Genomic DNA, 13412 nt, shown 5'->3' with positions numbered 1-13412 from the left:
TATTCACTTTACATGCAGTACGAATTGTTATTTCGTCGATTTTCAGATTCCCTTAATGTATGTTTTGGGTGATTTTCCAGTTACTTGTTTAAATACTCTGTTGAAGTTGTTGGGAGTATTGAACCCTACTTTGTAAGCAACTTCCTGTACCGTATTATCTCCATCTGTCAGGAGTTCTATAGCACGTGTAATACGCAGATGGTTTACATAGCTGCTGAAGTGTATGCCTGATGTATTAAACAGCCGGCTTAAATTGCGTACTGACAAGTTATATTGTGATGCTATCTGTTCCATGTTTAAGTCTTCATGTATGTGTTCTGTTATGTAGTTCAGTATAGGATGCAGGCGTGAATCATTGGGAATAACCAGTGTTTTCAGCAGAAAGTCTGCCCCTAATGTCATTTGTGGAAGTAAATTGAAAAAGCTTAACGCAAAGTTGTATAGATCAGTTTGCTTTCCGCGTGTAATGACTTTCCCTTTTGATGCGATGAACTTCAGGTTTTCGGCTATAATACCATTGGTGCTATATATTGAGAAACGGTTTTTTCCATCATCAGGAGTGATGTTCAAATTAATATAAAAGATGATGAGTGAAACCTGCCGGCTGTTGCTCGATAACTTATGGCTGGCTTTTTCCGGAATCCATGCTATATGCTTTTCCGGAACAAAATAGTTTACTCCTCCGGTTTCTACATGCAATGTTCCGGAAAGTGTATAAATAATCTGGAATTTCTCATGCGCATGCTCCTGGAAATTGATTGCTTCCCAACCGGTTTTCTTGATAAGAATGTCGTCGTGCGTGGAACGGCTTATTAGCGATATATATTCTTGTTGTTCTGTATTCATCAGGAATAAACTTGGCTTATTTTGATAATATTGTTGCGTAATGTGCAAATTCGGAACAAAATTAAAGACTTACTTTTGCATAACAAAAAAGTAAGGTAAGTTTTTAGGACAAAAAGAATAGTGATTCTTTTATTGTACACCAGATATAGGAATGAGAATTTATTTGTCTGGTATTGATGTGCATAAAGACTAAACAAAATATATGATAAAAAAAGTATTATTAGTTAGTGTTGTTTTTTTAGGTTTATTGGGGCAAGGGTTAGCCCAGACTCGTTCATTGACACTCGATGAAATGTTTCAGTTGGCAGATCAGAATAATAACCGTATACGGTTGTACGATTTGGCAATATCTGAAGCCGAGCAAGGGGTAAAAGTAGCTTGCAATGATCGTTTACCTTCTATTCAGGCGCATGTTGAACTGAACTATATAGGCGACGGAGTGATGACCGATCGAAATTTCGCCCATGCAGTACATGCAGATATGCCTCATTTTGGTAATTCTTTTGTGCTGAAGGCAAGTCAGGTGATATATGCTGGAGGAGCTGTGGCAAAAGGAATCGAACGGAGCAAGTTACAAAAGAAGGAAGCAGAACTGGAATATGTAGAAAACCGCCAGGATATTCGTTTTCTTCTGGCTGGATATTATTTGGATCTTTTCCAGTTAAACAATCAGAAGCGTGTTTACGAAAGCAATATTTCTCAAACCCGCTTGCTGGTAAAGGATATGAAGGCGTCTTATCGTCAGGGAACGGCGCTGAAGAGTGATATAACCCGTTATGAGCTTCAGCTTCAGAGTCTGGAACTTTCGTTGACTTCTGTCAAAGATAAAATAGATGTGTTGAGCCATAAACTGGCTACAGCAGTCGGTTTAGAGCCTGACTGAAATATGATATGCTGAATGTCGTTTCGCTGAACTGGTGTGTGTTTATCGGAATACTGGCAGGTGCAGGAGTTGTATTCTACCGCCAGGTAGTCCTGCGCAAAGGCTATAAACTGCTTATTACCGTCGGCTTCATGCAGATAGTAGTTTATCAGTACTATATGTATTTCCTTATCCATCCCAACCTGAATATTGAAAGCCTTTACATCCCCAACTTTCTGAAAGGACTAGGACACGGCATACTTTATATATCGCTGACCATCTATGTAGCCAAGACTGTCCCTTTCGAACATTTCTTTCAGGGACTATGTGCATTAAGCTTTATCCGCACCAGCATTGCAACTCCTTTGGGTACAGCCATATTAAACCGCTGGCTGAAGTACATGCAGCAGGATAATATCGGTCTGATAAGCCGTAAAATGGATTTGGTAAAAGAATGGATGCCTGATGTTTCCATCCAGCAATTGTATGAAGAAGTTACCCGTCAGACGCTTCTGACCAGTCTGAAAGAACTGTTTGGTGCAGTATGTATTGTGGGAACCATATTCCTGTTGTTTTTACTTAGTCAGAAAGTTTGGCGAAAACTATTGCGATATGTCAGAAGAAATCATCCCCGATATATTCAGCTTTTGAAGCGTTCACAACCCGCACAATAAGGCAGAAAGTTATTTTCTGCCGAAATCAGCCGGTACTTCTCCCCATAAATCAGTTTCCCATTTGCGCAGTGGAGTAGTATACTGATTCTCATTCAGCCATTTCTCTGCACGTTCGATAAGTCGGAATAATTCTTCAGTTTTCGCGGTACGTTCCAGCTTTGTTTTACATTTCTTCTGTTTCACCCAGTTCAACGCATTGCGGCTATCAGAATAAATAGGCATGTTTATCCCCTTTTGTTTCATCAGCGCCAGACCATGGACAATAGCAAGGAATTCTCCGATATTATTTGTGCCATACATAGGTCCAAAATGAAAAATTTCCTGTCCGGTAAGTAAATACACTCCCCGGTACTCCATTGGTCCTGGATTACCGCTGCATGCAGCATCTACGGCCAGACAGTTTAAATCGAAATTTTCAGGGATTTTTTTCTCTTCCGGTTCGTGTGTTGCTGTCTGACTTTTCTTCAGATACACATAAGCAGGAGTAGCGAAAGCATGTTCTGCCTCTTCACGTGTAGTGAACGATTTATAAATAGCACCTTTGTAGTTCTTAATTTGTAGCTGACAGTCGGTCCACGATGTATATATTCCTGGTTCCACTCCTTTCCATACTACATAAAATTTCTGCTGCTTTGCCATAATCTGTATAATAGCGATATCAATAAACCAATTCACCACAGACTATGCAGAAGTTTCACACATATGTGTAGAAGTCTGTATAATCCGTGGTGAATAAAAGATTGTGTATGATTAATGTCTTAATTACATACGTTCAGGAACCTCAATACCGAGCAGTCCCATTGCCAGTTTGACGATCTTTCCTACATTCTGGCTCAAAGCAAGACGGAACACCTTCAATGCTTCATTTTCTTCACGTAGGATGCTGAAATCGTGATAGAACTGGTTGTATTCCTTTACCAGATCGTACGCATAGTTAGCAAGAATAGACGGATTATAGTCACTTCCGGCCTGACGTACCACGTTTGTAAAGTCAGCAAGCATCTGAATCAGTCCCTCTTCTTTTGTGCTCAGTTCCACACCTGTCGGGATAACAGCAGGAATAGTGATACCAGCTTCAGCAGCTTTACGCAAGATAGACTGGATACGAGCATATGTATATTGGATGAACGGACCTGTATTACCGTTGAAATCGATAGATTCTTTCGGGTTGAATGTCATATTCTTGCGAGCATCCACTTTCAGGATGAAATACTTCAGCGCACCCAGACCTACGATACGTGCGATATCATCAGCTTCTTCCTTAGTCAGGCCATCCAGCTTACCCAGTTCACTGCTGGTTTCTTTCGCTGTTTCTATCATTGCTTCCATCAGGTCGTCTGCATCTACTACCGTACCTTCACGGCTCTTCATCTTACCTTCCGGCAGTTCCACCATACCGTAAGAGAAGTGAACCAGATCCTTACCCCATTCAAATCCCAGCTTATCGAGCAGAATAGAAAGCACCTGGAAGTGATAATTCTGTTCGTTTCCTACTACATAAATCATTTTGTTGATCGGGAAATCCTGGAAGCGAAGCTTCGCAGTACCAATATCCTGAGTCATGTAGACAGAAGTACCGTCGGCACGCAGCAACAGCTTATGGTCAAGACCTTCTGCAGTCAGATCAGCCCATACAGAACCATCCTCTTTTCGATAGAAGAAACCTTTTTCCAGTCCTTCCAGCACTTTTTCCTTACCTTCCAGATATGTTTCAGATTCGTAGTATATCTTATCGAAGCTGACGCCCATCATCTTGTATGTTTCGTCGAATCCGGCATATACCCAGTCATTCATTTTCTTCCACAAAGCGCGGATTTCAGGATCATTTGCCTCCCATTTACGCAACATTTCACGAGCTTCCTGCATCAGTGGCGATTGAGCTTCTGCTTCTTCCTTGCTCAAGCCTTTTTCCATCAACTCAGCTACTTCAGCCTTGTAGTGTTTGTCGAAAGCCACATAATAATCACCAATCAAGTGGTCACCCTTCTTGCCTGATGATTCAGGAGTTTCTCCGTTACCATATTTCAGCCATGCAAGCATTGACTTACAGATATGGATACCACGGTCGTTTACGATATTTGTCTTTACGACTTTGTTTCCGTTGGCAGCCATTACATTGGCAAGTGCGTTCCCCAGCAAGTTATTGCGGACATGTCCCAGATGCAGCGGCTTGTTTGTATTCGGTGATGAATATTCTATCATTACCAGCGGAGCATCTTCGGTAGCTTTCTGGATACCCCATTGAGCATCAGCGTGAATGCGGTTCAGCAGTTCAATCCATACATCCGATGCGATAGTCAGGTTCAGGAATCCTTTGATGACATTATAATTTGCGATAGCCGGTTCGTTCTGTTTCAGATATTCACCGATCTCCTGTGCTGTTTGCTCTGGTCCCTTCTTCGACATTTTCAGAAAAGGGAAAACCACAAGCGTAAGATGACCTTCAAACTCCTTCTTGGTTTTCTGTAATTGTACCATTTTGGCAGGCACTTCTGCACCGTACAATTCTTTTACCCCGTTGATGACGGAGGCAGTCAGTTTATCTTCTATTTTCATGTGTATATATGGTTTTGTATTTCCCGACATTTATCAGTTTGCGCAAAGATAGTGAAACTCGCCCGATTATGAATGGATTTAAAAAGAAATATGTACTATTCCGTTACCCATTCTAATTATTTCAATCTCCTATAATTCTTTCATTTTTAGCAATTCACTGAGAATTGTATCAGTGAAGGTATGCCAAATATTCAGGTGTACAGGCTTGTATTCCTTAAAAAAATGCTTAATAAAATCAACCTCAAATATAAGTCGGTAGTCATTGTCCGGACATTCTGGATGGGCTTCTTGCTTACTTCCTACTCTCGCAACCTTAATCAAATATAAATCCTTTATTCCATTTCCTTTTATATATGGCATAAAATAGAAGAGTTTATTAAGGTGAATTGTTGAAGGAAACTTTCTTCCAGTATAATAAATTTTAGCAGACCCGTCAAGAAAGATGCTTGTATTCTCTTGTGGTATAAGACTAATCAAAACATGCTTCTCGAAATCAAGATTTGAATAATCTCGAATTATAGAATTATTTATAATATTTCGAGGATATTGTGCAGCAATTGTGTTTACTGAAACCTGTTTGATTATTCGAGATCTTATTGACTTATCATTCTCATTGTATTCCATCAAATCGGAAAAAGCTTGTTTCATTTGATTCGCAATATACCAAGCTAGACGAGGTGGTACTGCATTACCAACCATTTTATATCCGTCTTTGATATTAGAATACTTAAATACAAATTTGTCAGGGAATGTTTGAATTCTCGCACATTCTCTAACACTTAAGCGTCGATATAAATGTTCAAATCCACAAGCAAAAATACATTGATTAGCAGAAATATGGGTCATTTTAGGAGCTTGAGGATGTTGTGGAGCATTTCTCGCCTGTGCCTGTATGGTAAATGAAGTTTCGTTCCATGTTCTAACTCTATTTCTAGCCATATATCTACTATCGTATGGACCTATGTAAGTATCATGGTTAGCACGTTGACTATTTGTTTCAAGAACTGGTTCATCTTTATAATATCGAGGTTCTTCTATTATATCACCTATCGCTTGACGAAGAGTAATAGGAGTTTCATTTACTGCATCAGGAAACTGAAATTTGTTTTTCAGGTCATTCCTTATCCCGATAAAAAATACACGAAACCGATCTTGTGGAATCTTATAATCAGCTGCGTTTAAAAGCTCATAACTTATTCTGTATCCCGCCTCTTTGAGTAGCCTTATAAAGCAGTTCAAAGAATCTTTGTGCTTTCCCTCAAGAATCCCCTGAACATTCTCTATTACAAAAAATTTCGGCCGCTTGTCTTTGACAATTCGAATATAGTCAAAAAATAGTTGCCCACGAGAATCTTCTATTCCTAAACGTTTCCCTCCTTCACTCCAAGCCTGACATGGTGGTCCTCCAATAATACCATCACAATCAGGAATATCTAAACCAGAAAGTGTGCGTATATCTGATGTATTCAATGTAGTATCAGGATGATTAAGTCTATATGTTTTATGTATAGACTTATCATATTCATTAGCCCATACAACATTGAATCCTGCCTTTTCGAAACCAAGGTCAAGTCCACCACACCCTGCAAAGAGTGACACAATATTCATTTTAATCTTGATAATTTATACCATGCCTGTCAAGCGCAGCACGAATACTCATAGCAACATGATAAGCAAGATTTACGGGTACGGCATTACCAATCATCTTATATCCCATATTAACATCAGTATAGAGAAATACATAATTGTCAGGAAAAGTTTGCACTCGAGCAACCTCACGCACGGACATTCTTCTATACAGATGTTCCTGACCTGGCACAAAGATTTGTTTATTTTTTTCGATTTTTATCATTTTGGGAGCCTGAGGATGAAGCTGACATTGTCGACCACTTGCTTGAACAGTAAAACCCGGTTCATCCCAACTTCTTACTCTATTGCGAGACATGAATATTGGAGAGTAAGCACCGATGAAATACTCATGATTTGGAACTGCACACTTATCACCATTAGTCTTGTTTTTTTCTAAGGCAGGAATAGCGTTGTCTTTTAAGTCCCAAATACATTCACGAAGTGTTGGTTTATGTTCACATGGAGTTGGATACTCAAAATCACGAATATTTAAGTCTTTACGAAACCCTATGTAAAAGACACGATCGCGATCTTCTGGAACGTCAAAGTCATTGGCATTAAGCATTTTGAGATTAACATCATAACCAGCCTCGTTAAAAAGTCTCATAAAACCCTCAACAGCCTCAGAATGACGTTTAGCCAACATGCCCGACACATTCTCAGCAACAAAAAATAAAGGTTGAGTGGACTTCAATATTCTGATATATTCATAAAATAGCTGTCCACGCGCGTCTTCTATTCCTTTAAGACTACCGGCCTCACTCCATGATTGGCAAGGAGGCCCACCTATAATACCTGTAACTCTTTCAGGGAACTTGCTTTCTTTCACACTTCTAATGTCACTTTCAATGAGATGCGTATCTGGAAAATTCGCCTTAAAAGTTGGACATATTTTGGAATCAAACTCGTTTGCAACAACAGTTCGGAAGCCTGCATTGTGAAAACCTTTATCAAGCCCACCAGCTCCAGAGAATAAACTAATGAGTTTCATTTAATAATAATATGTTATAAGTTTGGAGTTTATCAAATTAGCTGGATTCTGCGGATCTTCTATTTCTTCATTAGATATAGAAACTCCATTCTCTTTACAAAATTCTTCAAACTCGTCAATATTTTCGAAGTCGTTGTATTTGTCCTCAGGAATTAATGCCACCAATTTAAATTTGTAGTTTACTATTTCATCCGTTAAATACTCAAAATGTTGAAACGGTGTCTTAATTAGCCACATACCTCGTACTCGGAGATCTGAAATTCCAAGATGGTCTACTTTGTTAATTCTCCCAAGTTCATTGGTTTCTGCAGGTTCTACTTCGTCAAGCGATTCAAGACCAGCTTTTATCACATTCTCAACGTTTTCATAAATATCATGTGAATCACAGTACAAATCACCATATACAAAAAATATATTATGCAATTCTTTTTCGTCGATCTGTCCAACTACGTAAAGCATGTCTTTCTCTTCCCATTTCTCACACGTACGACAAGCGTTGCATATTTTGGGATTGCCTGAACGAAGCTTATTTTTGGGATAGCTACTATTCAATTGGAGTTGTGATGTTCCAAGCGTTTTTATTTTTTTTATTTCAATTGCATCACTATTAATAAGCATAGCATCAGGAGGGTTCGTACTATTGCCTAGATAAGAAAATGTTCGACTATATGCCTTCTTTATAGAGCGTATGTCTTGATCTAAACAACCTGCAAATGCATTCTTCACAAAATCTTCAAAAGCAGCCCCCATTTGGTTTGCTCGATTTTGAATATCCCCCTGTGGATTCTCGACGATCTCAAGAGATGATTTTTCTACAATAGCTTGTATCGCTGTTAGTATATTGCCACCCATATATCTTTACCGCTCTTGTTATATTAAATTCCAGTCTGTTTATATTGGGGTCAAAAGTAATAAAATTCTATGAGATGAACGATTTTTATATAAAAAAGGAACGTCATCTTCTCCCTAGGGAATAGGAGAGTGACGTTCCTTACATGTTATGAAGAATTAAAGGGTTCTGTTATTCTGCTATACAGATACTTACACGGTTTTCTTCCGGTGTGCTAAATGGCTGTACGGTATCACCTTTGTAATCTACAGTGATACGCTGGCTGTCGATACCCATTTCTTTCAGTTGGGTAGCTACATTTTCAGCGCGTTTCTTAGAAAGGCGCATGTTGATATCTGCATTACCAGTCTGCTTGTCTGCATATCCACTGATAGTAATATTACATTCAGTGTGTTCTTTCATGAATTCTGCCAGTTTTTCAATCTTCATTTTTTCTTCATTGCGGATAGCGGAAGAATTAAGTGCAAAGTAGATATTTTCTGTCATACTAACCTTTTCCTGTTTTACCGGAGCAGGTTGCTGTACCGGTTTGGGCTCTTCTTTTACAACGGGTGTTGGTTGAGGAGTTGGTTCATAGTAAACAGGTTCTGTCTTGCGTGAAGTCTTTCCGAATTTGATAGTGAATCCGGCAAGCGCATTAAACTGCCAGTCTGCATTGCCAGCCTTCTTTGAATTGAATTTATCCGACAAAACATTAGCGTTTACTTCGATATTGAAGAACAGATTTGAAGTCAGTCTCAGATTTGTACCCAATCCGAATCTACCTACCGGGCTGATCTTATTATCTGTCCATAAGTAGCGCAGATCATAGCCTTTGTTAGCCAGTGTTACAGCTTCATCGTTATTGAAAGCTCCGTTTAGTCCTACACCTGCAAATAAATATGCATTGAAGAAACGGTCAGGATTATAACTACAAAACAAGTTGCTCAAATCTAGTGTAGCGTCTACATTACCCTGTAAGTAATTGTATTTATAGGCATTTTGTGGGGATACCCATCCTCCTTTAGCCTGCCAACCACTTATTCCGGCACGCAATCCCCAGAGCGGTGTAAACTGATAGCCGCCGTAGATAGCAGCTGCCGGAGAAATCAAGTCTCCGAATTTCGCTTCGCCACGTGTGTGTGCTGCACCGGCTTGTACTTGCATGAACCAATGAGGAACAAACTCTGTTTTTCCTTCAGTTGAAGATTGTACTACTTGTGATTTAGCTGTTATTGGAATTAATCCAATTGCTAATAGTGTTAATAATTTATTCCAATGCATAATGTAATTATTTAAAAAGTTAAATCATTGGTATGGTTTAATATTTTTAAGAGAGTTGCATATTATCGCTATAATATGTGGAATCATTTCATTAAACAGAGGCGCCATCCTCCTAAATAATTCATAGGTCTGAAAGTCCAACTGCTTGTTATGTTTAATGAGTCATTCATTACAAATGAACATTTTATTTCATTGTCGACTGCAGTTCGGAATTCCATATTTGTAATCTTATAGCTCAGAACTGGAAAACGTTTAAGAACGGCCTTTACGGATTCCATTTCATCATTGTCTAGAGGTACTGGCTCATTCCATATATCTGTTGTATCTGGTTTAAAAAGCATTGCAGCAGCTTCACTGTATTGCTTGTTTTGTGCATAAGTCATATATGTGTTTACTAATTTTTCAACAGATGTTGTATCTTCTTTTACCAGTCCACTTACAAAACTATTTAGTTCAGTTGTGTCTGAATCTTTTTGCTGATTTTTATCAGCTGATTGGCATGAAAAAAAACTTAATAAGCAAATTGCTATAGCAATGATATTTAATTTTTTCATTTTTTCCTACTTAGGTATAAAAAGTAAGGGGCTTTGAGCCCCTTACTTTAATTATTTCTAGAATTCTAGGCTTATGCTTAGTTAGCTTCAGTCTGAGAAATCTTACATATTACATATACTTGGATTGTACCCCAATCGTATGTTACATCAAATGGAACCTTAATCTGGAAATCGCCTACAGTCGTACCATTATTTTCATAGTTTAATGTACCGAAATAGTGATTTACGATACCATTACCATTTTGGATTTCAGATTTTGTTGGAGCTGTAAATGTGAATTTAACTTTTCCTGTTACATCACTTAACTTTCTGTCAAATACACCTGTTGTTCCATTTAAGTCAGTCATAATATCGCCATTCTGTGCGATTGATTCAACATCATAATATTTATAATAGTTCTGACCTTTAGTAACAGATGCATTATCAAAGTTATGATCACGCCAGTCTACAAATGTCAATTTCAAATCAGCTTTAGCACCACCTGTTGTAGCGTCCACAAAGTTTGTTTCATGTGGGTCACTGATAGTAATCGGACGTAAGAACTTAGCAAAGAATTCATTGTTTTCAAGTTCAAATGGAACATAACTACAGTTTTCAGCATTAATCTGAATTTGTGCTGTAAATGTTTTCTTGCCTTCATTGTTAGCCACGAATTGTGCATGATCTGCTGCATTCAAAATATCTCTAGCAAACGAATATAGAGTTTCATTATCTTTGCCTTGATATTCCAAAATAGAACCCTTGATCTTAACTACAGCCTGTTTTACAAGAGGATTGTTAACTACGTTTGCATATAATGTTGTTCCATTATCACCAACTGTAATATCGTACATAGTACCTGAATTACCTTTTACAGGAGTCATATCAGTACTTTGTGGATCAACAAATGTAAATGTTTTGGTTAAGTTAGCATCTTGGAATGCTGTATATACTGCATTGACACCTGAAACAGTTACGTTATTGCCATCGAATGTATTCAAAATATCTGATTTGAATTCATCATCAGCATTTGTTTCACCTACAGTCTCAACATTTGCATGGATATCACTGTATCCGCTACCTGGAGTTGCTGAATTATATGCATACCAATAATTCTTAATCTTATCAGAGTTTTCTAAAGTACCAGCTGGCTGTACGTTACGTGGATTAGGAGTCCAAGTTAATGTTACATATACGAACTGATATACATTAGGTTCGATTTCTTTGCTATAACGAACGATTACAGAGATTGATTTATTGTTCTTGAACAATTGATAAGCTTCATTGTTCTTCAGAGTCCAAGTGATAATCTGAGTTTCTTCAGCGCCTGTATCTGTAATGGTTTGTTTTACAATACCTTTCTTAGAAGTAGACATTGATGTAGCAAGCTTACCATCATACTGAGTTGCGTCATCGTTGCCACCATCCAACTCGAAGTTAGTGTGGAAGTCTTCTTTAGAAATTCCTTGCTTTTCAAGTTGTGCAAGAATATCTTCTTCGAAGTCATGCCATTCGATCTGCAATGGCTTTTCTGTTTCTGTACAATTTACAGTATATTCATAATTGAAACCAAATTCAGGAGTCAAGATAACTTCACTTTCTGTCGGTGTAGCTTTTTCAACAATTTTGAATTTAACGTATCCTACAGCTGCTATTTTATTGCTTACAGTATCTGTTAAGATAACACGTACCAATGGTTCACGATCTTTTTCCGCTTTATTCTGTTCTGCGGCATCCCATGTTGGCTGTTTTCCGTCTACTGGCATACAAGGTTTCAATAAAGAACCTTTCATGACAGCATGTGCACTCTCTGATGTTCTGTTATTTCCCTTGTGATAACCAACAAGTTCGAAGCTATATTTGAATCCATAGTCTTCAACAGTCTTATCTGCTGCTGTTACATCCCATGCAACATGGCTGTTTTGGCTGTCATCGTAATGTGTTTGAACTAATGTTGCAACATCTAAGCCTTCATGATTCCATACGATTTCATGACTAGCTGCATTGTTGATTGCATCTTGTGCATTTGTATATAAGTGCATAGTATGTACCGGTTGGCCTAAAGCGGCATTGGCAAGTACCATGTCTTTGTAATTTGTTGCTTTCACTGCTGCGTAGTCAGAAGTGATGATTGTATCTTTTTCACTTCCAGAGTAATTAGCTTGTAAAGCTAAAACAGTAACTTTACCATCGTTTTGGATATCTTTGATTGTACCATCTGTCAATTGAGAGTGAACAGTTAAAATACCTTCTTCACCTTCCCAATCAAAAACATTGGCTTTAACTACACCTCCAGCTCTTGTATAGTTCTTATCATCTGATATATAGCTCAGTGATTTGATGTCTTTCCAATTTGCAGAAGATGGATTCATGTGATATTTAGCAACTAATCCCGGAGTCATTGCAACACCATCAAGTTCTGTTGGTGCATCAGTTGTAAAATCATCATCAGCATTAACTTCTTTAACACCCTTTTCTGTGTAATTGAATGTTTTAGCTTCCATTGCTTCAATTCCTTGGTAATAGAATTCAGGTTGGAATACCAATGACTTCAATTCAGATGTTAATGAAATGCTTAAGATTCCATTATAACCTTTAACATTGCTTACTAACAGTTTGCCATTTTCAGAATCCCATACAGCTGTCATTGTTCCTTCTGGAGTCCAGCTGATAGTTGTTTCTGTTTCTGTTTCTTTACCGTCTGCACCTACTGTAACTTCAATCCAATATCCATTTTCTCCGGGTTTGTAGTACTTACCAGTAGCTGCTGTTCCACTATCTCCAGGTTCTCCTTGTTCACCCTTTTCACCTCTAGATGGCTTGCCTGTGTCTTTACCATTGATAAACCAGTTTCCATTCTCTCCAATTTCTACTGTAGCTGCTGCTCCTGGAGCGCCATTTAACAACTCGAATGATTCACCGTTGCTTAATGTTACCTTAACTCCATTTTCTGTTGGGTCGACACTTGTGATTACGCATCCTGCATTAATCTTTTCTTGAAGTCCCTTTACAGTTTCTTCAACTGCTGCAACACGGTCGTTCAAGCTGTTAATGTCATCATCGTAATCAGAACAAGATACCATACCCCCTGTAAGAAGTACACTTCCTAACAGAAGGGCTCCATAGAATTTTTTCTTCATACTTTTAATTAATTAATGAATGATAATTGATAATGTTCTTTGTTTTATATCTTATCGCCTTTATTTAT

General features: G+C 38.2%; 11 protein-coding genes. 2 read left to right on the top strand and 9 right to left on the bottom strand.

Annotated elements, in window-relative coordinates:
- Positions 1–42: 42 nt before the first annotated feature.
- A complete protein-coding gene (locus ACDG22_RS02160; RefSeq protein WP_177593608.1) occupies positions 43–846 on the bottom strand; it encodes a helix-turn-helix domain-containing protein in 804 nt (267 codons plus the stop codon).
- A 202-nt stretch (positions 847–1048) separates the two neighbouring features.
- On the opposite strand from ACDG22_RS02160, the gene ACDG22_RS02155 reads away from it, so the two are divergent.
- Entirely contained in the window at positions 1049–1729 is a 681-nt protein-coding gene (locus tag ACDG22_RS02155; RefSeq protein ID WP_177593606.1) for a TolC family protein, read from the top strand.
- A gap of 8 nt (positions 1730–1737) precedes the next feature.
- Positions 1738–2382, top strand: a complete 645-nt coding sequence (locus ACDG22_RS02150) for an MFS transporter (protein WP_270230528.1) — start codon at positions 1738–1740, stop codon at positions 2380–2382.
- Between the two features lie 9 nt (positions 2383–2391).
- Here the strand turns inward: ACDG22_RS02150 and ACDG22_RS02145 are convergent, their stop codons facing one another.
- The 8 genes from ACDG22_RS02145 to ACDG22_RS02110 form a co-directional block, all read right to left on the bottom strand.
- On the bottom strand, positions 2392–3021 hold the full coding sequence (locus ACDG22_RS02145) for a ribonuclease H family protein (protein ID WP_270230527.1): 630 nt from the start codon (positions 3019–3021) through the stop codon (positions 2392–2394).
- 123 nt (positions 3022–3144) lie between these two features.
- The gene (gene argS, locus ACDG22_RS02140; RefSeq protein WP_270230526.1) at positions 3145–4938 is read right to left on the bottom strand and encodes an arginine--tRNA ligase; all 1794 of its coding nucleotides are present in this window, start codon (positions 4936–4938) and stop codon (positions 3145–3147) included.
- Between the two features lie 129 nt (positions 4939–5067).
- The gene (locus tag ACDG22_RS02135; RefSeq protein ID WP_270230525.1) at positions 5068–6546 is read right to left on the bottom strand and encodes a DNA cytosine methyltransferase; all 1479 of its coding nucleotides are present in this window, start codon (positions 6544–6546) and stop codon (positions 5068–5070) included.
- 1 nt (position 6547) lies between these two features.
- On the bottom strand, positions 6548–7558 hold the full coding sequence (locus ACDG22_RS02130; RefSeq protein ID WP_270212652.1) for a DNA cytosine methyltransferase: 1011 nt from the start codon (positions 7556–7558) through the stop codon (positions 6548–6550).
- Entirely contained in the window at positions 7559–8410 is an 852-nt protein-coding gene (locus ACDG22_RS02125) for an NgoPII family restriction endonuclease (RefSeq protein ID WP_270212653.1), read from the bottom strand. It lies immediately after the preceding gene.
- 169 nt (positions 8411–8579) lie between these two features.
- Positions 8580–9671, bottom strand: a complete 1092-nt coding sequence (locus ACDG22_RS02120) for an OmpA family protein (RefSeq protein ID WP_370858764.1) — start codon at positions 9669–9671, stop codon at positions 8580–8582.
- An 83-nt stretch (positions 9672–9754) separates the two neighbouring features.
- Complete coding sequence (locus ACDG22_RS02115) at positions 9755–10225, bottom strand: hypothetical protein (RefSeq protein ID WP_022124753.1); 471 nt, start codon at positions 10223–10225, stop codon at positions 9755–9757.
- A gap of 77 nt (positions 10226–10302) precedes the next feature.
- Positions 10303–13344 carry a PL29 family lyase N-terminal domain-containing protein gene (locus ACDG22_RS02110; RefSeq protein WP_370858763.1) on the bottom strand — a complete coding sequence of 1014 codons (3042 nt, stop codon included), beginning with the start codon at positions 13342–13344 and terminating at the stop codon, positions 10303–10305.
- Between the last annotated feature and the right edge of the window lie 68 nt (positions 13345–13412).

Origin of the sequence: Phocaeicola coprocola (genome assembly GCF_041333015.1) — a bacterium.
GTDB classification, from domain to species: domain Bacteria; phylum Bacteroidota; class Bacteroidia; order Bacteroidales; family Bacteroidaceae; genus Phocaeicola; species Phocaeicola coprocola.
Note: the sequence above shows the minus strand (reverse complement) of the source record. Positions and strands in the feature narration are given on the sequence as shown.

Coding starts and splice junctions, on each gene's coding strand:
- ACDG22_RS02115 (WP_022124753.1), bottom strand. CDS start 10,225: ATGAAAAAATTAAATATCATTGCTATAGCAATTTGCTTATTAAGTTTT.
- ACDG22_RS02150 (WP_270230528.1), top strand. CDS start 1,738: ATGCTGAATGTCGTTTCGCTGAACTGGTGTGTGTTTATCGGAATACTG.
- ACDG22_RS02155 (WP_177593606.1), top strand. CDS start 1,049: ATGATAAAAAAAGTATTATTAGTTAGTGTTGTTTTTTTAGGTTTATTG.
- ACDG22_RS02145 (WP_270230527.1), bottom strand. CDS start 3,021: ATGGCAAAGCAGCAGAAATTTTATGTAGTATGGAAAGGAGTGGAACCA.
- ACDG22_RS02130 (WP_270212652.1), bottom strand. CDS start 7,558: ATGAAACTCATTAGTTTATTCTCTGGAGCTGGTGGGCTTGATAAAGGT.
- argS (WP_270230526.1), bottom strand. CDS start 4,938: ATGAAAATAGAAGATAAACTGACTGCCTCCGTCATCAACGGGGTAAAA.
- ACDG22_RS02160 (WP_177593608.1), bottom strand. CDS start 846: ATGAATACAGAACAACAAGAATATATATCGCTAATAAGCCGTTCCACG.
- ACDG22_RS02120 (WP_370858764.1), bottom strand. CDS start 9,671: ATGCATTGGAATAAATTATTAACACTATTAGCAATTGGATTAATTCCA.
- ACDG22_RS02125 (WP_270212653.1), bottom strand. CDS start 8,410: ATGGGTGGCAATATACTAACAGCGATACAAGCTATTGTAGAAAAATCA.
- ACDG22_RS02110 (WP_370858763.1), bottom strand. CDS start 13,344: ATGAAGAAAAAATTCTATGGAGCCCTTCTGTTAGGAAGTGTACTTCTT.
- ACDG22_RS02135 (WP_270230525.1), bottom strand. CDS start 6,546: ATGAATATTGTGTCACTCTTTGCAGGGTGTGGTGGACTTGACCTTGGT.